Annotated in this window: 26 protein-coding genes; 10 read left to right on the forward strand and 16 right to left on the reverse strand. The window is 59.3% G+C overall.

Annotated elements, in window-relative coordinates; translation table 11 throughout:
- Nucleotides 1–59 precede the first annotated feature (59 nt).
- From HMPREF3158_RS00100 to dapE, 5 genes are read right to left on the reverse strand one after another with little or no spacing between them, the layout of a single operon-like run.
- The gene (locus HMPREF3158_RS00100) at nucleotides 60–341 is read right to left on the reverse strand and encodes a hypothetical protein (protein ID WP_062035440.1); all 282 of its coding nucleotides are present in this window, start codon (nucleotides 339–341) and stop codon (nucleotides 60–62) included.
- 3 nt (nucleotides 342–344) lie between these two features.
- On the reverse strand, nucleotides 345–1,079 hold the full coding sequence (locus HMPREF3158_RS00105; RefSeq protein WP_062035442.1) for a glucosyl-3-phosphoglycerate synthase: 735 nt from the start codon (nucleotides 1,077–1,079) through the stop codon (nucleotides 345–347).
- Nucleotides 1,076–1,927 (reverse strand): dihydropteroate synthase, encoded by an 852-nt coding sequence (folP, locus tag HMPREF3158_RS00110; protein WP_070496775.1) that lies wholly within the window; start codon nucleotides 1,925–1,927, stop codon nucleotides 1,076–1,078. The genes HMPREF3158_RS00105 and folP overlap by 4 nt, the downstream gene beginning before the upstream one ends.
- On the reverse strand, nucleotides 1,917–2,681 hold the full coding sequence (locus HMPREF3158_RS00115; protein WP_070496778.1) for an LOG family protein: 765 nt from the start codon (nucleotides 2,679–2,681) through the stop codon (nucleotides 1,917–1,919). The genes folP and HMPREF3158_RS00115 overlap by 11 nt, the downstream gene beginning before the upstream one ends.
- Before the next feature lie 5 nt (nucleotides 2,682–2,686).
- Nucleotides 2,687–3,787: a succinyl-diaminopimelate desuccinylase gene (dapE, locus tag HMPREF3158_RS00120; RefSeq protein ID WP_070496781.1), complete on the reverse strand. Its 1,101-nt coding sequence runs from the start codon at nucleotides 3,785–3,787 to the stop codon at nucleotides 2,687–2,689.
- Nucleotides 3,788–3,876: 89 nt separating this feature from the next.
- Here dapE and HMPREF3158_RS00125 point away from each other — a divergent pair, with 89 nt between their 5' ends.
- The 5 genes from HMPREF3158_RS00125 to HMPREF3158_RS00145 all read left to right on the forward strand — a co-directional run bounded on the left by HMPREF3158_RS00125 (nucleotide 3,877) and on the right by HMPREF3158_RS00145 (nucleotide 8,608).
- A complete protein-coding gene (locus tag HMPREF3158_RS00125) occupies nucleotides 3,877–5,238 on the forward strand; it encodes an amino acid permease (protein ID WP_070496784.1) in 1,362 nt (453 codons plus the stop codon).
- Nucleotides 5,239–5,320: 82 nt separating this feature from the next.
- Entirely contained in the window at nucleotides 5,321–6,298 is a 978-nt protein-coding gene (dapD, locus tag HMPREF3158_RS00130) for a 2,3,4,5-tetrahydropyridine-2,6-dicarboxylate N-succinyltransferase (RefSeq protein ID WP_062035452.1), read from the forward strand.
- Nucleotides 6,299–6,403: 105 nt separating this feature from the next.
- Nucleotides 6,404–7,750, forward strand: coding sequence for an amino acid permease (locus HMPREF3158_RS00135; RefSeq protein ID WP_246815625.1), 1,347 nt, complete (start codon nucleotides 6,404–6,406; stop codon nucleotides 7,748–7,750).
- A 152-nt stretch (nucleotides 7,751–7,902) separates the two neighbouring features.
- Complete coding sequence (locus HMPREF3158_RS00140; protein ID WP_062035457.1) at nucleotides 7,903–8,127, forward strand: helix-turn-helix transcriptional regulator; 225 nt, start codon at nucleotides 7,903–7,905, stop codon at nucleotides 8,125–8,127.
- Nucleotides 8,120–8,608 (forward strand): hypothetical protein, encoded by a 489-nt coding sequence (locus HMPREF3158_RS00145; RefSeq protein WP_062035459.1) that lies wholly within the window; start codon nucleotides 8,120–8,122, stop codon nucleotides 8,606–8,608. Before HMPREF3158_RS00140 ends, HMPREF3158_RS00145 begins: the two co-directional genes overlap by 8 nt.
- A gap of 147 nt (nucleotides 8,609–8,755) precedes the next feature.
- Here the strand turns inward: HMPREF3158_RS00145 and HMPREF3158_RS00150 are convergent, their stop codons facing one another.
- The 9 genes from HMPREF3158_RS00150 to typA all read right to left on the reverse strand — a co-directional run bounded on the left by HMPREF3158_RS00150 (nucleotide 8,756) and on the right by typA (nucleotide 17,685).
- Entirely contained in the window at nucleotides 8,756–9,283 is a 528-nt protein-coding gene (locus HMPREF3158_RS00150; protein WP_062039037.1) for a GtrA family protein, read from the reverse strand.
- Nucleotides 9,284–9,349: 66 nt separating this feature from the next.
- Complete coding sequence (locus HMPREF3158_RS00155) at nucleotides 9,350–10,177, reverse strand: pseudouridine synthase (RefSeq protein WP_070496786.1); 828 nt, start codon at nucleotides 10,175–10,177, stop codon at nucleotides 9,350–9,352.
- Nucleotides 10,178–10,180: 3 nt separating this feature from the next.
- Nucleotides 10,181–11,284 (reverse strand): succinyldiaminopimelate transaminase, encoded by a 1,104-nt coding sequence (gene dapC, locus HMPREF3158_RS00160; protein ID WP_070496789.1) that lies wholly within the window; start codon nucleotides 11,282–11,284, stop codon nucleotides 10,181–10,183.
- Between the two features lie 86 nt (nucleotides 11,285–11,370).
- Entirely contained in the window at nucleotides 11,371–11,694 is a 324-nt protein-coding gene (gene fdxA / locus HMPREF3158_RS00165) for a ferredoxin (RefSeq protein ID WP_005531876.1), read from the reverse strand.
- A 50-nt stretch (nucleotides 11,695–11,744) separates the two neighbouring features.
- Entirely contained in the window at nucleotides 11,745–12,125 is a 381-nt protein-coding gene (locus HMPREF3158_RS00170; RefSeq protein ID WP_062035465.1) for a hypothetical protein, read from the reverse strand.
- Nucleotides 12,122–12,991: a PIG-L family deacetylase gene (locus tag HMPREF3158_RS00175; protein WP_070496792.1), complete on the reverse strand. Its 870-nt coding sequence runs from the start codon at nucleotides 12,989–12,991 to the stop codon at nucleotides 12,122–12,124. The genes HMPREF3158_RS00170 and HMPREF3158_RS00175 overlap by 4 nt, the downstream gene beginning before the upstream one ends.
- On the reverse strand, nucleotides 12,981–14,564 hold the full coding sequence (locus HMPREF3158_RS00180) for an ABC transporter family substrate-binding protein (RefSeq protein ID WP_246816148.1): 1,584 nt from the start codon (nucleotides 14,562–14,564) through the stop codon (nucleotides 12,981–12,983). The genes HMPREF3158_RS00175 and HMPREF3158_RS00180 overlap by 11 nt, the downstream gene beginning before the upstream one ends.
- Nucleotides 14,565–14,729: 165 nt before the next feature.
- Nucleotides 14,730–15,581: a type IV toxin-antitoxin system AbiEi family antitoxin domain-containing protein gene (locus tag HMPREF3158_RS00185; protein WP_061921728.1), complete on the reverse strand. Its 852-nt coding sequence runs from the start codon at nucleotides 15,579–15,581 to the stop codon at nucleotides 14,730–14,732.
- 193 nt (nucleotides 15,582–15,774) lie between these two features.
- Nucleotides 15,775–17,685, reverse strand: coding sequence for a translational GTPase TypA (gene typA, locus HMPREF3158_RS00190; protein ID WP_070456224.1), 1,911 nt, complete (start codon nucleotides 17,683–17,685; stop codon nucleotides 15,775–15,777).
- A gap of 397 nt (nucleotides 17,686–18,082) precedes the next feature.
- Here typA and HMPREF3158_RS00195 point away from each other — a divergent pair, with 397 nt between their 5' ends.
- The 3 genes from HMPREF3158_RS00195 to HMPREF3158_RS00205 are packed head-to-tail and all read left to right on the forward strand — an operon-like array spanning nucleotide 18,083 to nucleotide 20,275.
- Nucleotides 18,083–18,763, forward strand: coding sequence for an Rv1157c family protein (locus HMPREF3158_RS00195; RefSeq protein WP_070496954.1), 681 nt, complete (start codon nucleotides 18,083–18,085; stop codon nucleotides 18,761–18,763).
- A complete protein-coding gene (locus tag HMPREF3158_RS00200) occupies nucleotides 18,763–19,299 on the forward strand; it encodes a ribonuclease FAU-1 family protein (protein ID WP_070496797.1) in 537 nt (178 codons plus the stop codon). Before HMPREF3158_RS00195 ends, HMPREF3158_RS00200 begins: the two co-directional genes overlap by 1 nt.
- 55 nt (nucleotides 19,300–19,354) lie before the next feature.
- Nucleotides 19,355–20,275: a DUF808 domain-containing protein gene (locus HMPREF3158_RS00205; protein ID WP_062035479.1), complete on the forward strand. Its 921-nt coding sequence runs from the start codon at nucleotides 19,355–19,357 to the stop codon at nucleotides 20,273–20,275.
- Between the two features lie 34 nt (nucleotides 20,276–20,309).
- On the opposite strand, the gene zupT is transcribed toward HMPREF3158_RS00205, so the two are convergent.
- The gene (gene zupT / locus HMPREF3158_RS00210; protein ID WP_062035481.1) at nucleotides 20,310–21,110 is read right to left on the reverse strand and encodes a zinc transporter ZupT; all 801 of its coding nucleotides are present in this window, start codon (nucleotides 21,108–21,110) and stop codon (nucleotides 20,310–20,312) included.
- A 121-nt stretch (nucleotides 21,111–21,231) separates the two neighbouring features.
- Here zupT and HMPREF3158_RS00215 point away from each other — a divergent pair, with 121 nt between their 5' ends.
- Together HMPREF3158_RS00215 and HMPREF3158_RS00220 are read left to right on the forward strand one after the other, a co-directional pair.
- On the forward strand, nucleotides 21,232–22,311 hold the full coding sequence (locus tag HMPREF3158_RS00215; RefSeq protein WP_246816149.1) for a hypothetical protein: 1,080 nt from the start codon (nucleotides 21,232–21,234) through the stop codon (nucleotides 22,309–22,311).
- A 32-nt stretch (nucleotides 22,312–22,343) separates the two neighbouring features.
- Nucleotides 22,344–23,762, forward strand: a complete 1,419-nt coding sequence (locus HMPREF3158_RS00220) for a hypothetical protein (protein WP_070496803.1) — start codon at nucleotides 22,344–22,346, stop codon at nucleotides 23,760–23,762.
- On the opposite strand, the gene selB is transcribed toward HMPREF3158_RS00220, so the two are convergent.
- Nucleotides 23,759–25,543: a selenocysteine-specific translation elongation factor gene (selB, locus tag HMPREF3158_RS00225; protein ID WP_070496805.1), complete on the reverse strand. Its 1,785-nt coding sequence runs from the start codon at nucleotides 25,541–25,543 to the stop codon at nucleotides 23,759–23,761. The genes HMPREF3158_RS00220 and selB overlap by 4 nt on opposite strands.
- Nucleotide 25,544: the final 1 nt, after the last annotated feature.

A 25,544-nucleotide genomic window follows, 5' to 3' on the forward strand; every position in this document is an offset into this window, starting at 1 on the left:
ATGTAAAATTTTTGGGTTACCCAAACCACTCTACGCCTTTATTGCTAGTCAAGGGGCGGTTACGAAATTGGTCTAGCTGTTTCGCCCTCGCTTCGGTAGCGCTTTTCTACCTCCGCCAGCAAGGCATCCACCTGGGATTGGCGGTATCCATGGGAAACGACGTCGAACTTGATGTCATCAAAGTTGCCATCTTGAAGCGCTCGCTGATTGTTTGCCAACACATCGCGTTTTTCATCAAGATCGTCTAGCACTTCCCCCCGCCCAAAAATCGAGCCCCACGCCCATGTCCCTAAAACCACCAACGCGAGCAGAACGACGATAAGCAAAATCCACGACAGCATGGGCTAAAGCTTACCGCCGGATGGTTCACGTTGAGCAACAGGACCTATTACTCCGTCGCGTGACAAAATCGTGCGCGCGACCACCTCAGCCATGGGCGCAAGCTCATGCAGCGGCCGGTTGCGGTGGATGCGCTCGCCAAGGTCTACTTCGGCGATGGAAGAAACACCGCAGCGCTTAGCGACGTCGATAAGCAGCCCGGCTTCCACCCCGTAGCCATCAACAAATGGCAATGCCCGAGCCAGCGACGTGCGCAGCGCATATTCGCCACCCAAGGGCTGTGCGATATCTCCGAGCTCCGGGAAGAAGGTGCGCAGCAAAGGCTTAGCGGTCAACTCCGTGACCCGCCCGCCGCCGCTTGGGGCACCGTTGAAGGTACGACGATAAGTAGCTTTGACCATCTGGATCTCTGGATCCGCAAACGGCGCAGCCAACTGCGCGACCATCCCTGGACACGCAGACTCCAAGTCGGCATCAACGAAGACCACGATGTCACCTTGCGCTGCGGCGACCCCGCGCCAGAGGGATTCACCCTTGCCCGGCCGCGGCGCAATCTCCGGCAGGATTTCGCGCCAGTTGTATACCTTTGCTCCGGCAGCGGCAGCGCGCTGCGCGGTGTGATCCGTGGAGTCAGCATCGACAACGATGACCTCCATTGGGTCATCTGCCAAACAGGCTCGTACCACGTTCGCGACGGTTGCTTCCTCGTTGAGCGCTGGGATGATGACAGAAACGCTCATGCGAGCCCACGGGTGGTGTTCAGCGGGGCCATCGTGCCTTCGATAGCTGCGGTCATACGAATGACGTCGAGGGTCTCCGCGACCTCGTGGACGCGGAAAGCGGCCACACCATGCGCCGCCGACCACGCGGTTGCGGCCAATGTCCCTGCCACGCGCTTGCCGACGCCGCGGTCCAAAGTCTCGCCTACGAAGTCCTTGTTAGACAACGCCATCAGTACCGGCCAGCCCGTGGCAACAACCTCGTCGATGCGGCGCAGCAACTCCAGCCCGTGAAAGGTGTTCTTGCCAAAGTCGTGGGTTGGGTCGATAAAGACCAGCTCCTCCGGGCACCCCAGGCTCGCCGCCTTTTCTGCCAGAGCAGTCGTCTCCGCGATGACATCCGCTACGACGTCGTCAAAGTGCACGCGGTGTGGGCGCGTGCGTGGGGTGACGCCGCCCGTATGCGAGCAGACATAGCCGACCTTATGTTCTCCGGCGACTTCGATGAGCTCAGGGTCCCAGCCCGCCCATGTGTCATTGATGAGCGTCGCCCCGGCTGCGATGGCGGCTTCAGCAACGCTTGCGCGCCATGTATCTACTGAGATGGTGACATCCGGGTAGCGCTCGTGCGCCGCGGCAATCGTGGGAACCACGCGCTCGATCTCTTCCTGCGCGTCCACGGCTTCGCCGGGCCCTGCCTTCACGCCACCGATGTCGACGATGCTGGCACCCTGCTCGATCACCTCGGCACAGCGGCGAAGGGCCTCAGCTTCGGCGAAAGTTGCGCCCTTGTCATAGAACGAATCCGGCGTGCGATTGACAATTGCCATCACCTGCGCCAACTTGGCGCTACGCGGATTAGCGCTCATCACGAATCCGCTTATCGCTCATCACCTTGTGCGAGTTCACGATATGTGCGACCGCTTCGTCGACGTCATCAGTAAGCAGGAACAAGTCCATGTCTGATGCGCCGATAAGGCCGCGTGCTGCCATGGTGGACTTCATCCACTCCAGGAGGCCGGACCAGTACTCGGTGCCCATCAGAACGATTGGATAGTTGGTGACCTTTCCGGTTTGCACCATGCAGGCCACCTCAAAGAACTCGTCCATGGTGCCCATGCCACCGGGCAGACAGATGAAAGCCTGGGAATACTTCAAGAACATCGTCTTGCGGGCAAAGAAGTAACGGAAGTTCAATCCCAGATCGACGTATTCGTTAAGTCCCTGTTCATGCGGAAGCTCGATGCCAAGGCCTACCGAAAGGCCTTTCTCCTCATAAGCACCACGATTCGCAGCCTCCATTAGTCCTGGGCCGCCACCGGTGATGACCGCGTACTGGGCATTGGTTAGCGCTTTGCCCACGCGAACGCCCAAGTCGTATTCCGGCGCGCCCTCTCCCAGACGTGCGGAGCCAAAGACGGTGACAGCCTTCGGCAGCTTTGCCAAAGCATCAAACCCTGAGACGAATTCCCCCTGGATGCGCAGAACCCGCCACGGGTCCGCGTGCTGCCATTCGTGGTCGGCCCCGGATTCCAGCAGGCGCTGGTCATAGGTTGAGGTCTGATCGCCCTCGGTGCGCAGCAATAATGGTCCGCGCAGGGTGCGATTACGTTCTGGCGACATTTTGGTTAGGCCTCCTTGGCGTTTGCGCCGCTTAAATACTCAATCAAAGCATCGGACACGGAAGTAATTTGCGCAATTGGAACCTGCTCGTCTTTCTTATGTGCAAACCCTGGATCACCCGGGCCAAAATTCACGGCCGGAGTGCCCATCTCGGAAAAACGAGCAACGTCAGTCCAGCCGTATTTCGCACGGAAGTTACCGCCGACGGCGTCGACAAGCGCGCGAGCGGCGAGCTGGCCCAGTCCTGGAAGGGCTGCGGAGGATTCGTCATCAACCTCAATGGTGATGTTTTCATGCTCTCCGATAACCTCGCGCATATGCGCCATGGCCTCGCACAAGCTCCGGTCTGGCGCGAAGCGGAAGTTCACAAACATCCATGCCTCATCTGGAATGGTGTTGGTTGCTACTCCGGATTCCAGATGCACGATGTTGAGACCTTCCTTATAGGTACAACCATCAATGGTGACCTCGCGCGGAGCGTAGTTCGCCACGTTGACCATGATCGGTGCCAGTTTATGAGCAGCATTAGACCCCAGCCAGGCACGCGCGGAATGAGCGCGGGTTCCGTGCGCCGTGATGCGGAGACGGATGGTACCCTGGCAGCCGGCCTCGATCATGGCGCCGGAAGGCTCTCCCAAAAGAGCTAGATCGCCGTGCAGCCACTCGGGGTGGTCTTTTTGCAGATGTCCCAGCCCATTAAATTCCGAGGAGACTTCCTCCCCCTCGTAAGCAATGACTGTTAAGTCATGGGCGAGGTCGGGGGCGTCGTAAAGCGCAGCAAAAGCGTGCAGGTACACGGCCATGCCAGACTTCATATCGACGGTGCCACAGCCCCACATGACATCGCCTTCCATGTGGTGGGGAACGTTATCCGCCAGCGGGACGGTATCGATGTGGCCAGCCAGAATCACGCGGGATTCGAGCCCGCGATTGGTGCGGGCGCAGACGGTGTTTGCGTATCGCAGCACTTCGATCTTGTCATTATCAAGGCCCCGTAGGGCTGCCTCTATTGCATCGGCGATCTCCTCCTCATGGTGAGAGGGGCTCGGGATGTCTACGAGCGCTTTGGTCAATTCGATTGGGGAGGCAAAGAGATCTAAAGTCACAAAGCGCCATCGTAGCGACCTTGCACGATGGCTGCATTGTGTAATATACCTCTCAATACTTTGTTCTAAATCACAAAAGGTGCATTGATATGGCAGAAACCTCACAGCAGCTCAAGACACGCCACCTCACGATGATGGGGCTCGGGTCTGCGGTTGGCGCAGGCCTCTTTCTAGGCGTTGGCCTGGGAATCCAAATGTCCGGTACCTCGGTTCTGCTTTCCTATGCAGTCGCCGGCCTCTTGGTCGGCGCCATCATGTGGATGCTCGGCGAGATGGCAGCAGCCCGCCCCTCGCTAGGATCCTTTTCCACCTATGCCGGCCAAGCTTTTGGCAATTGGGCACGCTTTACCCTGGGCTGGTTGTTCTGGTTCATGCTAGTGATGGTGATGGGAGCCGAGATTACGGGCGCTGCCGCAATTATCGCCTCCTGGTTTAACATCGCGGCGTGGATTCCCGCCCTTATCGCAGTCTCCTTCTTCGCGGTGGTCAACTTTGCAGCTGTTCGTGGATTCGGCGAGTTCGAATTCTGGTTCGCCATCATCAAGGTGGCCGTCATCCTAGCTTTCCTGGCAGTGGGCGTACTGATGCTGATTGGCGTGCTGCCAGGCTTCAACGGCGACCTCGCAAGCACCAACTTCACGGAGAACTTCCTTCCGAATGGCATGCCGGGCTTTGCTTCCGGATTGCTCGCCGTTGCATTCGCCTTCGGCGGTATTGAGATGGTAACCATCGCCGCCGCCGAGTCGGAGGATCCTGCACGCAACGTCGCGACCGCCGTGCGTGCGGTTATCTTCCGCATCATGGTCTTCTACATTGGCGCCATCGTGGTCATCACCATGGTTTTGCCATTTAAATACATCCAAGATGCCGATGCAGCCGCCGATTCCCCATTCACCCTGGTGCTAGAGGCCGCGCAAATCCCATTCGCCGCGGGCTTTATGGAAGTCATCATCGCTTTGGCCCTGCTTTCTGCATTCAACGCGCAGATCTACTCCACCTCCCGCGTAATTTTCGACATGGCTAAGGACGGCTCGGCACCGGCTATCTTTAAAAAGCAGAACCCATCGGGCTCCCCAGTCTTCGCCGTCATCTTGTCCATGCTTTTCGCATTCGGCTCCGTGCTGCTGCAGTTCTGGAATCCGCCAGGACTTCTGTCCTTCCTCTTCAATGCAGTCGGCGGCTGCCTGCTAGTGATCTGGACCTTCGTGGTTTTGTCCTACTTGAAGCTGCACCCAATCATGAAGAAGAACGGTGAGCTTTCCGCCGTCGAGGTCATCGCCTACCCGGTTCTGCCATGGGCCACCCTGCTGGCGATTGCCGCATTGGTTGTTCTCATGCTCTTCGACCCATCCGCACGCAACCAGGTCCTTGCAGTGAGTGCGCTGACCGTCGTGCTCATCGTTGCGTCCCGCCTCACAAAACCTCGCCAAGTAAACACGGTGTCGAAGTAGCTGTGTATGCTCTAGCGGTGAAAGAAATGGCCTAGTTTTCGCTAGGCTCTACCCCGCATTTGTGAAGGTTTTTCCTAAAGCTATGACTTCTGCATCCGCACGCGGCCTTGCCACCCTTACCCACGATGGGACCGTTCTCGACGTGTGGTTCCCCGCCGTTCATATCGGCGATGACGCCCCGGTAACCGAGTCCGGCACCACTCGCTTGGAAGAGACCCCTCAGCAGTTCGCCGCCTTGGCGGGCCCGGATGAGGAGCGCGGCGTCGCCCGCGTGGCGGTTGAGACCGCCATTAAGGACTTGGATGATGCGCCGCTGGACGCATATGACGCATACCTGCGCCTACACCTGCTCTCGCACCGTGCCGTCAAGCCGCACGGTCTGAACATGGACGGCATCTTCGGACTTCTGGCCAACGTTGTGTGGACCAACTACGGCCCATGCGCTGTGGCTGACTTCCAGATGATCCGCGGCCGCCTGTCCTCCCGCGGCCCGGTCACCGTCTACTCCGTAGACAAGTTCCCGCGCATGGTGGACTACGTTGTGCCAACCGGCGTGCGCATCGGCGATGCTGACCGCGTCCGCTTGGGCGCTCACCTGGCTGAGGGCACCACCGTCATGCACGAAGGCTTCGTCAACTTCAATGCTGGCACCCTGGGCGCCTCCATGGTCGAAGGCCGCATCTCTGCAGGAGTTGTTGTCGGTGACGGCTCCGATATCGGCGGCGGCGCCTCCATCATGGGCACGCTTTCCGGTGGCGGCAAGGAAGTCATCTCCATCGGTGAGCGCTGCCTGCTCGGCGCTAACTCCGGTATCGGCATATCGCTTGGCAACGACGCAGTTGTCGAAGCCGGCCTCTACGTCACCGCCGGCACGAAGGTAAGCGTCTTCGGAAAGGTTGCCGAGGCACTGGGCGTGGAGGAAGGCTCCACCGTCAAGGGCTCCCAGCTCTCCGGCGCATCGGGCTTCCTGCTGCGCCGCAACTCCGTTTCCGGCGCCGTTGAGGCCACCGAATGGAAGTCTGATGCAATCGCTCTCAACGAGGATCTGCACAAGAACTAAGCCCGCCGACTCGTGGATTTAGTCATGGCTTAAACTATTCGGGTGACCGATAGCAATAAATCCACGCAAAATCTTGGCAAAGGCCTCAAGGTCCGCCATCTGACCATGATGGGCCTGGGCTCCACCATCGGCGCCGGTCTCTTCCTCGGAACCGGCGTCGGCATCTCGGCTGCAGGCCCTGCCGTCCTCCTCGCCTATTGCATCGCAGGCTTATTAGCCATCTTGGTAATGCAAATGCTCGGCGAGATGGGTACCGTCATCCCCGCCTCCGGCTCCTTTTCCGAATATGCCGAACACGGCATCGGCCGCTGGGCAGGCTTTACACAAGGCTGGATTTATTGGCTAGCCACCGTGGCCGTGCTGGGCGCTGAGATCACCGGCGCCGCCGGCTTCATCGGTTCTTGGTTCGGTGTTTCCCCATGGATTCCCGCGGCTATTTGCGTGGCGTTCTTTGGAATCGTGAACCTGCTGCGCGTTCGACTCTTCGGCGAGTTTGAGTACTGGTTCGCCGCCATCAAGGTCCTCGTCATCGTGGCCTTTTTGATTGTCGGCTTCCTGCTTATTTTTGGTCTTCTGCCTGGGCATGAAGCAATTGGCACCAAGGTCTTTTTGGATGACGGCTTCATGCCGAATGGCTTGGGCGGCGTCGCCGCTGGCCTGCTCGCCGTGGCATTCGCTTTCGGCGGCATTGAGGTCGTCGCCATCGCGGCGGCTGAGTCTGAAGATCCGGAAAAGTCCTTGGTCAACGCCGTTCGCACGACCATCCTGCGCATCTCGGTGTTCTACTTGGGCTCCGTTTTGGTAATTACCTTTCTGCTTCCCTACTCCTCGCTGGGTAACGCTGATACCGCGGCGCAATCGCCATTCACTCAGGTTCTCGACCATGCAGGAATTAAGGGCGCTGCGGGATTCATGGAAGTCATCATCGTGTTGGCACTGCTTTCCGCATTCAATGCTCAGATCTACGCTTCCTCCCGCATGATGCACTCGCTGGCCTCTCGCCACGAAGCACCGAAGATCTTCACGAAGACCAATGCACAGGGTGTTCCGACGCACGCGATTGCGCTTTCGGTCATTCTCTCGGTCATCATGGTCGTGCTCAACTATGCCGACACCGGCTGGTTGTTGTCCTTCATGCTCAATGCGGCGGGCGCCTCCCTGCTCATCGTGTGGGTCTTCATCGCGGTCAGCCAGCTGCGCCTGCGCCGCCAGCTTGAGGCCATTCACCCGCTGCCCATCCGCATGTGGGCTTTCCCGTACCTGACGTGGTTTGCATTGGCCGTCTTCGCAGCGATTGCGGTACTCATGCTGACTGACGCCTCCGCTCGCGTCCAGCTACTGTCCGCCGGTGCGATGTTCGTCGTCCTTGCGTTTGCGGGCGTACTCAACGCCAAGGCGCGCGGCATTTCGCCTACTTCGACGCTGCCGCTGCCGGACGTCGCCAAGCCCTAGCGATTCGCCTCGAATAATCCCCGGGCCAGCTGTTTCCTTCCAAACGCTGACCCGGGGATTTGACGTTTTGCGGCACCACTCTTGACATGATGACAATGATCCTTTACATTTAGGGATGTAAGCACGACATAGAAACTTGAAAGCTTTACATCATGCCCGAACACTCCAATATGGTTCGCAAGTGGCGTCGATGGCTGGAAATGACCCAGGCAGACCTCGCCGCTGAGGTAGGCGTTTCCCGGCAGACCATCGCGAACATCGAAAAAGGTAACTACTCGCCTTCCGTGTACTTGGCACTAGACATCTGCAAGGTGCTCGGCAAGTCCGTGGAAGAAGTCTTCAACAACAACCCAGAAAGCGTGAACGATAATGGCTAATAACAACGATGGCTTCTTTGCCAACCTGACCTTCAAAGAGATTGCAAGCTACTCGCTCGATGAGTTCGAAGAGGAAACCTACTTCAAGACCTATGCCATTGGCTACACCACTGCCTTGTTTACCGTCTACTGCGTGTCCGCGCTATTAGCGTGGGTCCTGCCGGGCCGACTTTCCTTGTGGAGCCTCTCGCCCATCGTCGCGCTCGCGATTGCAGAATTTGTCTCGGCGCATTGGATGAAAAAGCGTGTTCCGCGTCCGAACAAGATGCGTTCTTGGACAGGCATAATCTTGATGCTGGTCCCCACCATTGCGCTTTTCGCTGGACTCGCTATGAAACTCAGCATCGACAGCGATTTCGACAACGGTCTCGTAATCGGCGCATTCACAGGTATAGCTGCGGTACTCATCCTCGGTCCCATTTTCCTAAAGTGGCAAAATGGCCGCGACCAGCAGCGCTTGGACAGCCAGCTAGAGGGCTAATCAAGAGGTTCCTCACCATCTGGCTTCCTAGTCCCCTCGTGTGACACTCCTCTTTTGGTCCTTTTGCTCGGCGCCCTTTGCCGGGGGAAAGGACCAAACAGCTCGTTTTCAGCGGCCGTCGAGAGAGCCCAACCTGGGCCAGCCAGCTTAAGCCGGCTCGGTGTGCTCGACCAAGACTGGGGCCTTCGGGCTAGAGCGGAAGGTCCACAGCTTATTAATGATGAAGTTAATCGGCATCGCAAGCAGGATGGATCCCGCAGTAGCCCAGTAAAACTTGGTGCGTAATCCAGTGGAATTATCGAAAATATCCGTGGGTAGACCAACCGGCGAATTCGGGTTCATAAACAAGGTCAAAAGCAAAAGGCTGACGACATACGCCCCCAGTCCCGCAACAAGAAACGCAACGTAGCCCCGAAGCCAGGAGACCTTTTCCACCGATTTGAAAGTCCACATGCGATTGAGCTGGTAGTTCCAGGTATTCGCTACGAGGAAAGCGATGGTCTGAAACACGTGGTACCAACGAACATGGAACGCGGAACCGAAAAGATTCACAAAGGGGTCATCGGGCGTAATGCCACTGGTGGCTAGTGCAATTTTGACTGCGATGTATGACACCGCCAGGTTGACCACCGTGCCCGATCCGCCGACCATGCCAAACTTGATAAATTGGCCCATATTGGACGCAAAACGCCCAGCGGCAACTGATGAGCTCACGCGTTCCTCTTTCCGGTTAATCGATAACTAAATCAGGTTACCGCCCAATTGCCGCAAAGTGGAAAATTCGCGGCGTGTGCCGGATAACGGATCTGCAAACTCTAGGCGGTGCGCCACGAGTTGGAGAGGCGAGGAAAAGTCGTAGAGGTTGAGTCCGCGGTCTACCGGGTAGGTGTCGTCGCCTTGGATGGGAGCGCCTAAGTAGTTACAGACCACCCGCAGCTGGTGGGTATGCCCCGTGTGCGGAATGAGCGAGGCCGTATAGCCGTGTGCCTCCACTTGGGTCAACGTGGGCGTACCGCCGAGCGAGACTTGGCGGCTACCTTTGACCTTGTGCATGGAAAGCTCAACCGTTCCGGAGTATTCCAGGCAGGCAGAAAGGCGCGCATGGTAGGTCTTGGTTACTTTGCGCTCAGCAAAAAGCCTCTGATACCTCCCGCGTGTGCGAGGGTTGCGTGAGCACACCACTACCCCGGCAGTCAGGCGGTCGAGGCGGTGCAGCGGCACAATGTCATCTTCACCGAAATCCACGCGCAGGCGTGTCTGTAGGGTCTCGCGCACCAATCGCCCATTGCTGGTCGTGGGTAAAAAGTGTGGCTTGTCCACGACGATGAGGTCGCGGTCTTCATAAAGCACCGTGTAATCGAAGGGAATCGGCTTCTCTTCGGGCACATCAGGGTGATACCAGGCAGGGACCGGACGTGAAAGCGCCATTCCCGCAGGCAGAAGCTGCCCCGGTGAAAACGGCGAATCGCCCGCCGCGGCCGCGAAGTACTCGGTGTCCGCGGGCACGACTGCCTGCAGGACTACTTTGCGCGGAGAAATCCCCTCGCGGGCTGGCGGGCGATAGGTCACGGGCTAGTTGTCAGCAGCAAGGCGGGCCACAGCGGCATCGATACGCTCATCAGTGCCGTTCAAGCCGATGCGCACGAACTTATCACCCGATGGGCCATAAAAGTCACCCGGGGCAACCAAGATTCCGCGCTCGGCCAGCCAATCTACGGTAATGCGGCACTGCTCATCGCGGGTCGCCCACAGGTACATGCTGGCCTCAGAGTGCTCGATGCGAAAGCCGGCGCCAGTTAGTGCGCGCAGGAGCTTAGCGCGGCGGGCGGCATAGTGGCGCACCTGCAGCGTCGCAGAATCGTCGTCGTTTAGCGCTTCAACCATCGCAGCCTGAATCGGCCCTGGAACGATAAGGCCTGCGTGCTTGCGCAGCTCGAGAAGCTCCGCGATAAGCGCCTCATCACCCGCGAAAAAGCCCGTGCGATAAGAGGCCAGGTTATGGGACTTCGACAACGAGTGCATCGCGATAAGACCCGTGTTATCGCCGTCAGTCACGCGCGGATCCAAGATGGAAACCGGCTTCTTCTCGTCGTCCCATGCCAACGCCAAGTAGCACTCGTCAGAGGCCACAATGACGTTGTTCTCACGCGCCCATGCCACCACGGCACGCATCTCTTCCACGGTCTTTACTCGGCCGGTCGGGTTCGACGGCGAGTTGATAAAGGCCAGCTCTGCATCGCCAAAGTCGCGAGGATCGTCCGCGCGCTCTGGGTGTGCGCCAGCAATCAGCGCGCCCACCTCGTAAGTCGGATAAGCCACGGAAGGGATGATGACGCGCTGGCCGCGCATGCCCAGCAGCGTCGGCAGCCAAGCGATAGACTCCTTCAAGCCGATTACCGGCAGTACGCCGAAGGAGGAAGGTTGAGTGCCCGTGCGGCGGGCAACATTACCGCGGATGGCTTCCTGTAGCTGCGCAGTGCCCGCCGTGGTGGGATAGCCGGGTGCCTCCGCGTTCGAAGCCATCGCCAGCTGCACGCCCGGAGCTACCGGATCGACCGGGTTGCCCACGGAAAGATCCACGATGCCATCTGGGTGCGACTGAGCCTTCTTCTTCGCCTCAGCAAGCGAGTTCCACGGAAAGTCCGGCAGGCTATTTCCAAGCGGTTGACGAGCCATTCTTAGGTCAAGCTCCTTATTTACAAGGTAGGCAGCGGGAAAAGTTAAAGCCCGGACCCAAATGCGTGAGGTCCGGGCAGCAGAAATTAATCCTGGTTCTGCGGAGGCAGGGCCGCAATCATTGGAGCGTCGAAGTCCTGTGGACCAAGCGCTGCAGCACCACCCGGGGAGCCAAGATCATCAAAGAACGCAGCGTTAGCGTCGTTGTAATCAATCCACTCATCCGGAACGTCATCCTCGTAGAAGATTGCCTCAACTGGGCAAGCAGGCTCACAAGCGCCGCAGTCTACGCACTCGTCAGGATGGATGTACAGGGAGCGCTTGCCTTCGTAGATGCAATCGACGGGGCACTCTTCAACGCAAGCGCGGTCCATCACATCGACGCATGGCTGCGCGATAGTGTAAGTCATGAGGTGCTAAAACTCCTGTTTTCACGGGTTTTGGGATGTCTAACAGTATGTCACTTTTGGACAAAAAATGGGAAAATTCCGCCCCCGATTCCGGCGATTAACAGCAGGAGCGAAAGAATATTATTGGCCAGCCACATATCGCCGGTCACGACCACACCCAGCACGAATGCGAAGTATCCCAGCAGCCAAGCCGCCAAAGGAACAAGCCCGATGTAGGCATTATCACTCCAGAGCCTTGCTGTGCGCGTGAGCACTGTATTAAACCACCAGGCTAGAACGATCGTGATGGGAAAAGCCACGCTCGTCCCACCCGGCAGCGGCAACCTGGCGGTGAGGTAGACAACTTCTAGAACCAGGGAGGTCAGCGCGCCTAGGCACAGCCAGGCCAGGCCGGTTATCTGCTCGCCGCGTGAGTATTCATTCAAAATCACAGGCCCTCCAGCAGCGCTTCTGCAGGCTCGCCCTGCCCCAGCTGGTAGTGCTCAGCACGCAACAACGGCATAACAAGGAGGTTGGACAGGCCATATGCGCTTGGCGACGCCGCCGGGTCCCCAATGGCCGCCGCAGCCGCTACCGGGTTCGTCTGGGTCACTGTGGAGTCAGCCACCCAAATCTGCGTGGCATGGGCGACCATGGCGCGACGCTTGGCGGCTAGCGCGGCATCGTCAAGCCGGTATTCCACGTCAGCGCCCTCGTTGGTGAAATTGTCGAGGTAACCCCGGTCCGGCTTTCGCCAGCCCTCCGGTGCGCCGATGGTTTCAAGCGCGCTGTAGTGCGCACCACGTTCGAAGATTGCCCACCAGATGCGCTGGTCTGGTGCTGCGGCCGCGTGGACTGCCTGGTGCACGGCGATGTGGTCCGGGTGGCCATAGCCGCCGTCCGGTCCGTATGTCAGCACGATATGCGGGCGAAGCTGCGCAAAGTGCTCGCGCAACAAGTCTGCCGCCTCGTCAATGCGGCGCACCAAGGCACGCGGATTCTCGTGAGCCGGTGAGCCCTCCATGCCGGAATCGCGGAAGAAGCCAAAGCCGCCGAGTTGAATACCGTGGACGCCCAAGATATCGAGGGCGTCGGAAAGCTCACGTGCCCTGAAACCGCCTAGCTGGTCTGCATTGCACAGGCCTTGATAAGGCGTGCCAATGACCTCGCCTTCCTCGCCGAGCGTGGCCGTGATGACCGTGACCTCGGCGCCCCTTGCAGCCATGTCAGCGAGCGTTCCGCCGGTAAAAAGCACCTCGTCATCTGGGTGAGCATGTACGGCCACCACGCGGTAACCGCGCAAATCATTATTTTTCATCTTTCCTCCACATCGGTGCCGTAATAAGCCCTGCATCCCAATCTTCGATGCGTTGACCGGGCCCAAGGATACCCCTGCCCAAAGCATGGATACGCACCTCGTCCATCAAAGGTACGTAAAGCACCTCGTCAGAATTGAGTTTGCGGACCTTTTCCAAGGCGGCATCAGGATTGATACGCCCAGACAAGATTTCGCCGCGCATGTCCTCTGCCTCGGCAGGGCAAAAGCCGGAGATATCGCCGGCGCGTACCTCGTCGTTTTCACACATATAGAGGCTCGCCAGACTCTCCGGAGACACGTTTGCATTCTCCCAGGCCACCACGGCATCCACCTCTGCCTCCGGCAGCATCTCGCCGGCAATGGTTTGAGTGCGGTCAGAGACTACCTCTGCACTAATTGCTTGCGCTTCGAGGACGTCGACGATGGTGCTGGCAGCCGCCATAGCTTCCGGATGCGTGGGATCAGCTGCAATGCGCAGCGGCTTGCGGCCCGCGCGCTCGCGAAGTGGCGTCAGGTCTACTTCTTCGTTGACCGGGTTTTGGCCTGGACGCAACTCCGAGGCACGGCCCGCCGCCAGGCGAGCGACCTGGTCGGTCTCAATGAGCGAGGCCAAAGCACGACGCTGGCGTTGCTCTGGCAACGCGCCTTCCCGGGCGGAAAGGTGCAGGCGCAGCTGGCGATTACGGGTCACGGTCCCGGCGTTGACGTTGCTCAGCAAACTGAGGCTCTCCAGCGAGGTTTGTTCCGGAGTAAAGTCCACGAATCCCACCTGGCCCGAGCGCAACATGTTGACCGCCTGACTGGTATCACGGACAGCACGCAGCTGGACGACGTCGACAAGCGCGGGCCCCGCACCCCAGAAGCGGTCGTTGCGATTCAGGGTAATAACTCCCCTGCCGCGATCGACGGCCTCGACGGCATAGCGCCCAGCGGATGCAGGGATGCCGTCGGCAAGAGCTGCCGTGAACTCGGCGTCCTGCAGCAGGTGCGAAGGAAGAAGGTGAGCGAAAAGGCGGTGCCAATCGGATACGCGCTGCTTAAAATCCACCACCACAACGCGCCCTGCCGAGGTCGTGCTGATGTCCTCGATGGCGAAGTAGCCCGCTGGGTCCACCACTCCGGGGTTGGAGGTCATTTGGGTCCACAGGTAGTGAAAGTCACTGCCGCTAATCGGAGTGCCATCGGACCATTGCGCCGGTGAGGCAATCTTGTACACCACGCGCTGGGCAACACCTTTCGGCGGCTCTACCTCCGCCGCGCTGGCCAGCACATCGGAATCCATGTGTTCGCCGTGGAAAGCAGAAGGAAGGACGAGCTCTGCAATCTGGCTGACCAGCTCGCTGTTGTTGGCTACCAGATGCGGATTGAGTCCGCCGCGGAGCGGATCGACGCCGATGGCGACGGTCTCGCGCTCGACGCCGTCCTCTTTTTCCTTCTTCTCGGGCGTCGGCGTTTCGGTCTGGGTGCTCTCGGCAGCTGGCTTGTCCTCGACGGGCGGCGGGCCTGGATTGGCCATGCACGAGGTGAGCACGCAAAGTGATGAGGCAACCACTGCCGCGCCAAGCTTTCGCACTTTGATACCGCCCTTCTACCTAGATCTGAAACCACTTTAGTCGGAGGGCCGGCATTGCTTGGAATCTGACGCTGTGTTTACGGCGCTCTCCAGCTGCATTCGAACCATCGAGTAGCTCTCTTGGGTGCCTTTTGGCGCCCTTCGATGGTTCGAATGCAGGTTGTTTTAATACATGAAGAAATGTGGATTGAGAAGCCGCAAGACCGCCAGGTGCCACGTACCAGTTTGCTGATGAGGAGCACTGCCAAAATCCGGTTGGTCCGCAGTACGAACTTGCTCGATGATGGCTGGGAGATGATGCGCCACGCAATGCCCCGTGTAGCGCAAGGTGCGCCACCCGCGAAGCACGGCGTCATTGTTCTTCCAGTGATCCTTTATCCAGGTATCCAGTGCTGAGTGAAATTTCCGACCATTAATTTCGATGGCAATTCGCTTGTCCTTTAATACGATGTCCCATGTATAAACACCGATGAAGTAATTGCACTCAACGTCCATTCCCGCATCTTGTAATCCGCGGGCCACCTTAATTTCCGCCGAAGAATCGGTGAATAGGACTGCTTCTGACAACGCTTCCTGCGTTCTCGAGTCTAGGCGAGCAAGCTTTCTTCTATCTTCTTCAAGCCGCGTTCTGCTACGTCGTCCTCGGTAGACCGCTTCGAGCATTTCTACTGCTTGAGTGCGCTCTGCAAAAGCCGCGGCCGCGAGCGGATTGTGTACTTTAAGACCTTCATATTCAAAGTGGTCTCTGACTTGGCTGCGTTTATAGGTAAACAGTGCACCGCTTCGCATCTTGTGTGGGCCTGCCACGATGACTGGAAAACTAAGGTCTTGTTCACTCAGCAATTGAGCTGCTGTATTCCCCGTTGCGCAACATCCGTGCTTGGCTGTTAGCAACGTGAGGACATCCCGCGGGTTCGGTTTACCCCACACATAAATCCCGCGAGCAATTTTTGTTATTTCCCCCGAGCGCACGCGGGCAGCTATTTTCGATCGACTAAGCCCCGATACTGGTTGCATGCTTGCCCCTCCCCCTTGCATTGGCATCATCCAGTTTCGATGCTCAAGCTAGCACGAGAGAAAGCAACCTGCATTCGAACCATCGAGTGGCTCTTTTGGGCGCCTTTTGGCGCCCTTCGATGGTTCGAATGCAGGTTTTCTGGCAAAAGAAAAAGCGTGACCCCAAAACGGCCGCGCTTTAATCTCCTAAGCGTTACTTGTTGAGCTGCTTCGCACGGGAAGCTGCACGCTTACGGTCGGTAGCGGAAAGCTCGACCTTACGCACTCGCATGACGTTCGGAGCAACCTCGACGCACTCGTCGTTGCCACAGAACTCAAGCGCCTCGTCCAGGGAAAGGGTACGCGCCTTTGCCAGGGTGACGGTTGCGTCTGCGGTGGCAGAACGCATGTTGGTCAGCTTCTTTTCCTTGGTGATGTTGATGTCCATATCCTCATCACGGTTGTTAGCGCCAACGACCATGCCCTCGTAAGCCTCCATGCCTGGCTCGACGAAGAACTCGCCGCGGTCAGCCAGCTGCTGCAGTGCGTATGCGGTGATCTGGCCGGAGCGGTCAGCAACCAGGGAGCCGGTCGGACGGGACTTGATCTCGCCTGCCCAGCTATCCAGGCCATCGGCGATGGAGTTAGCGATACCTGCACCGCGGGTCTCGGTCAGGAACTGGGTGCGGAAGCCGATGAGGCCACGCGCCGGAACGCGGAAGATCATGCGTACCCAGTCACCCTCGCGAACGTCCATGGACTGCATCTGGCCCTTGCGGGTAGCCAGCAGCTGGGTAACGGCGCCCTGGTACTCGGAAGGAGTATCGATGGTGAGCATCTCGTATGGCTCCATGGTCTTGCCATCGACAACCTGGGTAACAACCTGTGGCTTACCCACGGTCATCTCGAAGCCCTCTCGGCGCATGTTCTCAATCAGAACGGACAGCGCCATCTCGCCGCGGCCCTGTACCTCCCAAGCGTCAGGACGCTCGGTCGGCAGAACCTTCAGGGACACATTACCGATAAGCTCCTGGTCCAAACGAGCCTTGACCATACGTGCGGTCAGCTTGTCGCCACCGCCCTGGCCAGCCATTGGGGAGGTGTTAACGCCGATGGTCATAGAGATTGCCGGCTCATCAACGTGAATCTGCGGCAGAGCAACCGGGTTTTCAACGTCAGCGATAGTATCGCCAATCATGATCTCTGGGATACCGGAGATGGCGACGATGTCGCCGGCAATAGCCTCGGTCTCTGGCTGGCGCTCGAAGCCGACGGTACGCAGCAGCTCGGCAACCTTAACGTTCTTGACAACCTCGTTGCCGTCCTCATCCCAGGAGATCCAGGCAACCTGCTGGCCCTTCTTGATCTTACCGGAGTAGATACGCAGCAAAGCGATACGGCCGAGGAAGTCAGAGGAGTCAAGGTTGGCCACGTGCGCCTGCAACGGGCCGTCGACGGAAGCGGATGGCTCCGGCAGAACCTCGTAGATGACGTCGAAGAGCGCCTGCAGGTCCTCAGCCGCAGGAACGTTGCCGTCGCCTGGGTTCTCGGTGGAAGCCTTGCCCTCACGGCCAGAAGCGTAGAGTACCGGCAGATCCAACAGTGTTTCTGCAGCAGCAGCTGCTTCCTCATCCTCTAGGCCGGAGGCGATTTCCAGCAGGAGGTCGTGGGACTCGTTGACAACCTCGTCGATACGAGCGTCTGGGCGGTCGGTCTTGTTAACGCAGATGATGACCGGCAGCTTGGCTTCCAGAGCCTTGGTCAGAACGAAGCGGGTCTGTGGCAGCGGGCCTTCGGAGGCGTCGACAAGCAGCACGACGCCGTCAACCATGGAGATACCGCGCTCGACCTCGCCACCGAAGTCGGCGTGGCCTGGGGTGTCGATGACGTTGATGATGAGGTCGCCGCCGTCCTTGCCCAGACCCTTGCGGTGAATAGCGGTGTTCTTCGCCAGAATGGTAATGCCGCGCTCGCGCTCCTGGTCATTGGAGTCCATGACGCGGTCCGTGTGCTCGCCGTGGTCACCGAAGGCGCCGGACTGCTCCAGCATGCCGTTGACGAGGGTGGTCTTACCGTGGTCAACGTGGGCGACGATGGCGACGTTACGGAACTCGGTATTAGTCACTGGTGGGGTGCTCCTTAAAAGCAAAGTTGGAACGCTTAAGCGCAAGATTTTGAACGGGGTCTAAATATACTCTGCAAGTTTGCAATTTGCAGCATTGGAACACCCCACTGAAGCGGGAAACCGCAGGAGCCAGCGTTTTGTAACAAATCTATAACCCCGGACGAAAGACGGGTTGAGACACACTTTCGCTTTAGAAACTGGCTTGACCGCAAGAAAAAAGTGAATATTGTTACCAGAGATACTATTGTGACCAATGTGCCGAGTGTTATTGTCAAACATCTCGCACCCATTTCCGTCTCCTACACCCAATTCAAGGAATCTGATAATCGTGAGCACCTCGAGCACCGCACCTAGCTCCGAGCACAACAACGGACGCCGCCTCCGCGCGAGCTCCGGCATGATTGCTGCCGCTACCGCGGCGCTCATCGGTCTAGCCACTCCCCTTATCGCACCGGCCCAGGCAGACGCCCCGGACCTGGCCGCGCTGGAGGCACAGGCAATGTCGCACTCCCCGCTGGATTCGCTGGGACGTCCCAATGAGGCAACCCAGAATCGTATCCGCGAATTCGCCGCACAGCCATGGATTCCTAACGACATTCGCAGCGCCATCCTCTCCGGACTTGCTTTCAGCATGGGCCAGGGAGGCGATCCAGGCGTGGAATTGCCAGAGGGCCAAAGCCCGGCATTCCGCCAGTTCTACTGGCCTACCGTCTCCGCAAAATGCATCGGGGGCCAGGGCGATTCCATGGGTTCTGCCATCGCTGTCCCGGGCCCTACCAAGATGCCAGCACCGGGTGCAGGTCCAGGTGAGACAGTCTTCCTCTTCACGGCACTGGGCACTTCCCCTGCAGCTAAGGAGCAGGGCAACATGAAGGTCCAGTGGTTCAACCTGGACACTTTCCAGTCCGGCGTTACCCCGCTTTTCAACAACGGCATCAACGCCGACGGCCCCACCACCGTCTCAGGCCGCGCCACCACGGGCAAGGGCACCGTCGTGGCCATCTTGTCCGGTTCCGTCAACACCCAAGATTCCGCGTGCGCATTCCCGCCAACTGCCGCCTTCCTTGAGGTTAATTAATGAACGTCGATCTACACCCTGTCAAGCAAGAAACCTTTAATACAGCGGAAAACATCAACGTCGATCCAAAGGGTTTCTTGCGCGAGGTCGACACCTACAAAGAAACCGAATTTGGTCTTTACATGGCCCGCGGTGCTAATCATCCGCGCTTTGGCTACCTCGAATCTTGGTTGCTGCCTGAACTGGGCCTGCGTGCGAATATCTTCCACTTCCGGGAAGGGGTTGAGGCACACCAGGACTTCTACTTCGATATCGCTGACATCGATAACAAGGATGGAGTCTGGACTACCCGTGACCTTTACGTCGATCTGGTCTCCAACACAGGCGAGCCAATCGAGGTTCTCGACATCGACGAACTGGCCGCAGCCACCTCCGCGGGTTTTATCTCGGCAGAAGAGGCAGAGCGCGCTATGGACCGTACCCTCATCGCGGTCGAAGGCATTACCCGATACGGCGACGATTCCATGGCTTGGCTGCGCGCCCTCGGCATCGAGCTTTCTTGGGCTGACTCTGTCAATCTGACGCCTGCGGAGTAGTTGCGTAAGATATCTAGGGTTACTTACCCCTTCATATTAAGGATGCTTATTCCCCATGGCCGGTGGACTTTTTGCACTGCTTGACGACGTCGCGGTAATCGCTCGCGCGGCAGCCTCCAGCGCCGACGACGTCGCTGCCTTAGCTGGCAAGACCTCGGTAAAGGCGGCGGGCGTCGTGGTCGACGATGCCGCCGTTACCCCACAGTATGTCTCCGGCGTTACCCCAGCCCGCGAGCTGCCTATCATTTGGCGCATCACCAAGGGCTCGCTCATCAACAAGATCGTCATCATCTTGCCGATCGCACTGCTGTTGTCTTGGATTGCGCCGTGGGCGCTGACCCCCATTCTCATGTGCGGCGGTACTTATCTGTGCTTTGAAGGCGCAGAGAAGATCTTCCACCACTTCGCAGCGCATGGCGCAGAAGAAGAAAAAGAAGAACAGGCGGACGCAAAGGATCCAGACGCCGAAGACAAGTTGGTTAAGTCTGCCGTTACCACGGACCTTATCTTGTCCGCTGAGATCATGGTGATCTCGCTCAACGAAGTCATTGACCAAAGCTTCTGGATGCGCCTAGGCGCGCTGCTCATCGTCGCCGTCGCTATCACTTTGGCGGTCTATGGCGCTGTCGGCGTGCTGATCAAGATGGACGACCTTGGCATTAAACTGCTGGAGCGCAACGAAGGAAAGTCGGCCGTCGGCAACGCCTTGGTCAAGGGCATGCCGGTAGTTCTCGACATCATCTCCGTCATCGGCACGGCGGCAATGCTGTGGGTAGGTGGCCACATCGTTATCAAGGGTCTGCACGAGTTCGGCATCAACCAGCCGCACGGTTTTATCCATCACCTAACCGAACCCATCTCCAACGGCGCGCTGGCCTGGACCGTAGATACCGTCTGTTCCATGGCCTTCGGCCTTGTCCTGGGCACCATCGTCGTGGGCATCGTCACAGGTGTCAAGAAGGCTCTCGGTAAGTAGTCGAGAACCCCTCCAGGTTTTCTCAGCTACTCGATTACAGGAACATAAGCAGCGACAGCGCCATCACTGCCATTCCGGCAATCAGCCCGTAGATGGCGTGGTGGTGTTCACCAGTTTCCTCTGCGGTGGGCAAAAGCTCATCAAGCGAGATGAAGACCATAATGCCGGCGATGGCTGCAAAGCTAAAGCCCATCGTGGCAGACCCCATCAGCGGCAGCAGGAGAACGAAGCCCACCGCTGCCCCAACTGGCTCAGCGAGCCCCGAAACCGTAGCCCACCAGAAGGCTTTGGCTCTCGAGCCCGTGGCTTCCCGTAGTGGCACCGCGACTGCGATGCCTTCCGGAATATTGTGAATCGCAATCGCCACGGCTACCGGAATCGCGATACGTGGGTCTTCCAAACCGGCGAGGAAGGTGGCAAAACCTTCCGGAAAATTATGAAAGGCCAAGGCGCAGGCCGTAAACACGCCCGTCTTCATCAGCCGCTTGCGGCGTGCTTCTTCTTCCGTGGTGGCAGGCTCGTGCGGATTAATCTCTTCCGGAACGATTCGGTCAATAACCGCAATTATCGCGATGCCGGCGAAGAACGCGAGCACCACTGCCCAAGTTCCTGCCCTCTTTCCGCCAAAGGCCTCCGTCAATTGCTCGAGGCCCGTAGGCAGGATCTCCATGAAAGAGACATAAAGCATGACGCCAGCCGAAAGGCCTAACGCGGCAGCCATGAAAGCCGAACCAGCATGGCGTTTACTGACGGCGATGCCGGCGCCGATGGACGTCGATAAGCCGGCCAAGAGCGTAAGACCGAAAGCCACCGCCAAGGAAGACGCTGTATACATAACTTAAGACTCTAGAACATTAGCGCGTCCCAGCCCCCACTCCGTGGTGCGTAGGCTTTAAATGCGTAGGCTAGAAGCCTATAAACCTTTAAAGATTTGGAGGCCCTCGTTGGACGTGAGCATGTACCCACTAGCTAAAAGCTACTTCGGCGTCACTCACGTCGCAGTTCTCGAGCATGTAGTCCACTCGGTAGCGCTCAGCCTCCCGCTTTTGCACAAAGGGCCCCTTGCGCTGGCGGTCACGCTCGAGCCCGAGGCTTTCAGCGGCGGCTGGCGTGTGCGCAGTGAGTTTGGCATCTTAGGCTATCTCGACGCCGCGGAAACCGCGGAGTTTCCTGCCCTGCAGCGCGTGCGTGCATCAGGGTTTAGAGTCGCAACTGACGCTACGGTCGAGCTCGTGCCTGAGGACGCGACTATCGACGTCGCGGTTAACCTCGGTCTTGCCCCGTGGATGGTGCCTGTCAATGAGCAACCCGCAGGCTCCGTGCTGTTGCAGGGTGGCCTCGGCCTCCTCATCGATACCGCAACCGGGCAGCTCAATGAATCTCAACTTTCGCGCTTAAATACCCAGCAGATCTTCGTCTCGCTGCATCTGGTTGAAGGCGATATTGTCGCCGCTACCCCAGGCTCCGTCCTGGGCCGCGTGTGCACCACACAACAACAGCCGCACCTCGGTGCGATCCTGGAACGTGGCGCTGCACAAGATGCCGCTATCGCTGCCCGTGCTTACTGCGCCGACGGCCGTATCGCTGTCGACGTGCCCGAGGTGGGCGCCACCGAGTTCTTCTCCCCTGCCGTCCCCGCCCTGCGCGTGCCGCCCGAAGCGCCCGCCATCCCTCCTGCCGTCGAGCCCGTAGCCACGCAGGCTTGGGAGACCGGCCTCGAGGCCGCAGACTTCCATGCCGGCCTGCCGCGCGGAGCCAAGAAAATCACGCGCCTGGTATCTCTAGCGGCACAGCCTGCCCCGGAAGCAGTAGTAAAACCGGAACCAGCGGACAAACCTGAACCGCTGTCAGAGCCTGCACCGCGTAGCGAGCTCGCAAGCCTCGTCAACCACGTCCCGGGCCAACAAGCGTTAGCATGGCGGCAGCTTCCCGTCGCTGCGGCGCCGGGTCGCTTCTCCTCGGAGTCAGCGCGTGTGCGCGCACGACGCTCTGAACGTGCGGCCTCCCGGCAGCGTGGCGGACACCACCGCAAGTAGACTTGCAGCTTTCCCACCGAAAGGACTTACCTATGCTTTCCCACAACCGGCGCTTGCTGCGCATCGGCGCGACCGTGCTGGCTGGCAGCCTCTTTTTGGCTGCCTGCGGCGAGGGCGAGTCCGCCAACCCGCGCATCATCCAAGGCTTGCACCAGAAGAAGCCGAAAGAGCCGATTGCCCGCCCGATGTCGGAGATGGTTCCAGCAGAGGTCGCAGCAGGACTCGGCAGCGAAAAGTACGGACTGCCCACCGCCCACGGCGCATCCATCGCATCGGGAGCGATGGAGCAATGCCAGGATTTCAAAGGCGATACCTTCCAAGCTGTTGCCGAGGCCAAGACTTTGGAGGACCACGAGATCGAGGTGGACTACGGCCTCGACGATGCCGACATGAAGTCCTGGGATGGCATGTGCGCGCCCATCAAATTCGAAGGCGCCAATGCCTTTGCCACCGTGGCGACAGTGCCGTATAAGCAGGACAAGAACGAAGTCACGGGCCCGATGCTCTACATCTTCAACGGCGGTAACGGCGCTCCCCTGGTCACCCAGCCTTTCGAGCTGCCGCAGGAATTTGCCGGGAAGAAGATGAGTGATTTCGCCATCACCCAGGTGGGCGAAAAGCTAGTGTTTTCCCTAAACGATGTGCCGGAGGACAAAGCCCCACAAATCTTCACCCTCTCGCTTGCTGATGCCGCCTCAAAGACCGTCAATCAGCCAGAGCCGCCGGCGAATACCTCGCAGCGCCGCCTAGAGGAATTCCGCATTCAGGATTCCTATGTTTATATCGCCGAACGCAACAGCGAGGCCGGATATCAGCTCGTTGCTGTCGATGCCCTAAGCGGCGAGGAAACCGTCTTGGTGGATGCGGGTTCCCCGGGCTTCGACGATGTCGAGCTGCCGCCCGAGGCCAAAGGCTATACCTTGCTGCACAACAACGACTTCCTAGTGGGAATCTCCGACAACGCAGCGCGCCCGACCTTTGTCTACGACAAGCAGCAGGGCCCGCGCATGCTTGGCGATGCCTTCCCGCTCGACGACCCTGAGGATCCCGCCCACGTCTCCAGCCCTACGGGCACCATCGTGCGCAATCATCTGACGCTGCTGGATAAAGATGCCGGCATCAAGGTCATCAATCTGGCTAGCGGCGAGCAGGTGGGGGAAGTCTCCAACGAGGAGATGACTGAACCTTTCGAGACCGAGGACTACAAGGAGCAGGGCATCTCGGCTATTTCTGATGGCCAGGCACTGTACCTTTCTACCGGCAAGACCGAGGAATCCACCGAGCGTTACAAGCTCAACCTGGAGACCTTGGAGGTCGAGGAAAAGAACCCGAAGGCCGTGCCACTCTTCGATACCCAGAACCTCTTCTTTGCTGGCTCCACCCTATTCGCCAACTTCGGCGAGGCCGGCGAGACCATCCCGGCCACCGGCGTTTACGCCTACTACGACTAAGCGAGCTCGCGCAGACTGCCATCGAGGCGTCGGGTAATCCCCTTCGCATCCAGTTGCTCTAGCAGCGGGATGGCAACCCGGCGCGTGGTGCAAAGCGCCTGACGCGCCTGCGAGGTGCTAAAGGGCTGCTCGATTCCTTGCAGGCGGGTTCTCGCCTCCGCGACTGCCGCGGGCAGCAACACCACGCCGTCCTTTAGGCGCAGCAGTCTCCCGGCGCGCTCAGCTGCGGCAAGCTCCTTGTTTCCCAGACCAAGCTCGCGTAGGTCCGCGGCCTCCGGCGCGGCGAAGGGCTCTCTCTTTAGCCGGCGTTCCAGCTCGGCAACGCTTGCTTCTGCCTCGCCCAAGTTAACCGCAGCGCCGGGCAGCCGAATAACGCCTTCGGCGGACTCCAGCTTCGCCGCGGCGACAGCTAGGTTGAGCAGGCTATCTTCTTCGACACCCAATACATCACGGGCGGCACCGCGCGGCAGGCCGACAGACAGCGGCTTGGCCGCCATGTGTTCCTGTACCGCATCATTAAGCGCCTGCTTCCACTTTCCCACCTGGCCGGCGGTGATCCACCACTTGTTAAAGGCAATCACTCCGGCAGGCGGCGCGGAGGTCTCATAGCCATCCTGTTCTAACTCGCTGAGCAACGCGTAACCGCGGTGGCGCAGGCTTTGCGCCGGATTGCGGTAGTCTTCCAGCTGCGCGAGTTCTTCCGCGCGGCGGGCTGCAGCTCCCCGCCGGCGCAGCGCGGGCGGGACAAGGTCAACAATTTCCACGCCGGCCAACACATGGCGAGCGCCGGGCCCGCGCAGCACGAAGCGATCCCCCAGCCCAAGAGCCAGCGGGGCGCTGAGTCGAATGCGCGCGAAGTCGCCGCTGAGAGGTCGCACGCGTGCTTCCACGCCCGCCGTGCCGGTATGGGCGATGAGCTCCTGGGCAATGCCATCCAAGCTTTCGCCAGAGACCCGGCGCACGTCGAATTCTTGCGTGACCCGCCATGTGCTTGGGCTGAGCAGGCTATCGCCGCGGCTAATCGCCTCTGCCTCCACGCCGCGCAGGTTTACCGCAACGCGGGTGACTGGCTGGGCTGAGACAACCGCCGTATTTTCACTGTGCAGGCCGCGTACCTCGACTGGGACCAGCTCCCCGCCGCTGAGCAGATCAAGTCGATCGCCCACGGCAATGCTGCCTGCCCCAAGTGTTCCGGTGACCACGGTGCCCGCGCCCTTCACGCTGAAGGAGCGATCTACCCACAGGCGAACGCGCTGCTCGGCATCTGGAGCAGGCGCGGCGGCCAGCACGGTGTCGAGCTCAGCGCGCAGCTTCTCGATGCCCTCCCCGGTCTTAGCGGAGACCTCGATGATGGCGGCGTCGGCAAGCGCGGTGCCCGCGAGCTGCCTGCCTACCTCCCCGCGCACCTCCTGGCGACGCTGATCATCCGCACGGTCGGAGCGGGTCAGCGCCACGACGCCGTGGCTAATTCCCAGCGCGGCAATGGCATCGCGGTGATCGGTGGACTGAGCCTGCCAGCCTTCATCGGCGGCGACGACGAAAAGCACCACCGGTGCAGGCCCCAGGCCGGCCAGCATATTTCCCAAGAAACGCTCGTGGCCTGGGACATCAACAAAGGCAACATCGGCGCCCGAGGGCAGGTGCGTCCACACAAAACCCAAGTCGATGGTGAGCCCGCGGCGCTTTTCCTCTTCCCAGCGATCCGGATCCATACCTGTAAGCGTCCGCGCGAGCGTGGACTTTCCATGGTCCACGTGGCCGGCGGTGGCGACGACGTACATC

Source organism: Corynebacterium sp. HMSC06G04 (genome assembly GCF_001807365.1).
GTDB lineage: Bacteria > Actinomycetota > Actinomycetes > Mycobacteriales > Mycobacteriaceae > Corynebacterium > Corynebacterium simulans.

Bases quoted from the DNA above. Each gene is read 5' to 3' on its own strand.
- HMPREF3158_RS00100 (WP_062035440.1), bottom strand. From the start codon at position 341: ATGCTGTCGTGGATTTTGCTTATCGTCGTTCTGCTCGCGTTGGTGGTT.
- HMPREF3158_RS00105 (WP_062035442.1), bottom strand. From the start codon at position 1,079: ATGAGCGTTTCTGTCATCATCCCAGCGCTCAACGAGGAAGCAACCGTC.
- folP (WP_070496775.1), bottom strand. From the start codon at position 1,927: ATGAGCGCTAATCCGCGTAGCGCCAAGTTGGCGCAGGTGATGGCAATT.
- HMPREF3158_RS00115 (WP_070496778.1), bottom strand. From the start codon at position 2,681: ATGTCGCCAGAACGTAATCGCACCCTGCGCGGACCATTATTGCTGCGC.
- HMPREF3158_RS00125 (WP_070496784.1), top strand. From the start codon at position 3,877: ATGGCAGAAACCTCACAGCAGCTCAAGACACGCCACCTCACGATGATG.
- dapD (WP_062035452.1), top strand. From the start codon at position 5,321: ATGACTTCTGCATCCGCACGCGGCCTTGCCACCCTTACCCACGATGGG.
- HMPREF3158_RS00135 (WP_246815625.1), top strand. From the start codon at position 6,404: ATGATGGGCCTGGGCTCCACCATCGGCGCCGGTCTCTTCCTCGGAACC.
- HMPREF3158_RS00140 (WP_062035457.1), top strand. From the start codon at position 7,903: ATGCCCGAACACTCCAATATGGTTCGCAAGTGGCGTCGATGGCTGGAA.
- HMPREF3158_RS00145 (WP_062035459.1), top strand. From the start codon at position 8,120: ATGGCTAATAACAACGATGGCTTCTTTGCCAACCTGACCTTCAAAGAG.
- HMPREF3158_RS00150 (WP_062039037.1), bottom strand. From the start codon at position 9,283: ATGGGCCAATTTATCAAGTTTGGCATGGTCGGCGGATCGGGCACGGTG.
- dapC (WP_070496789.1), bottom strand. From the start codon at position 11,284: ATGGCTCGTCAACCGCTTGGAAATAGCCTGCCGGACTTTCCGTGGAAC.
- fdxA (WP_005531876.1), bottom strand. From the start codon at position 11,694: ATGACTTACACTATCGCGCAGCCATGCGTCGATGTGATGGACCGCGCT.
- HMPREF3158_RS00175 (WP_070496792.1), bottom strand. From the start codon at position 12,991: ATGAAAAATAATGATTTGCGCGGTTACCGCGTGGTGGCCGTACATGCT.
- HMPREF3158_RS00185 (WP_061921728.1), bottom strand. From the start codon at position 15,581: ATGCAACCAGTATCGGGGCTTAGTCGATCGAAAATAGCTGCCCGCGTG.
- HMPREF3158_RS00195 (WP_070496954.1), top strand. From the start codon at position 18,083: ATGATTGCTGCCGCTACCGCGGCGCTCATCGGTCTAGCCACTCCCCTT.
- HMPREF3158_RS00200 (WP_070496797.1), top strand. From the start codon at position 18,763: ATGAACGTCGATCTACACCCTGTCAAGCAAGAAACCTTTAATACAGCG.
- HMPREF3158_RS00205 (WP_062035479.1), top strand. From the start codon at position 19,355: ATGGCCGGTGGACTTTTTGCACTGCTTGACGACGTCGCGGTAATCGCT.
- zupT (WP_062035481.1), bottom strand. From the start codon at position 21,110: ATGTATACAGCGTCTTCCTTGGCGGTGGCTTTCGGTCTTACGCTCTTG.
- HMPREF3158_RS00215 (WP_246816149.1), top strand. From the start codon at position 21,232: ATGTACCCACTAGCTAAAAGCTACTTCGGCGTCACTCACGTCGCAGTT.
- HMPREF3158_RS00220 (WP_070496803.1), top strand. From the start codon at position 22,344: ATGCTTTCCCACAACCGGCGCTTGCTGCGCATCGGCGCGACCGTGCTG.
- selB (WP_070496805.1), bottom strand. From the start codon at position 25,543: ATGTACGTCGTCGCCACCGCCGGCCACGTGGACCATGGAAAGTCCACG.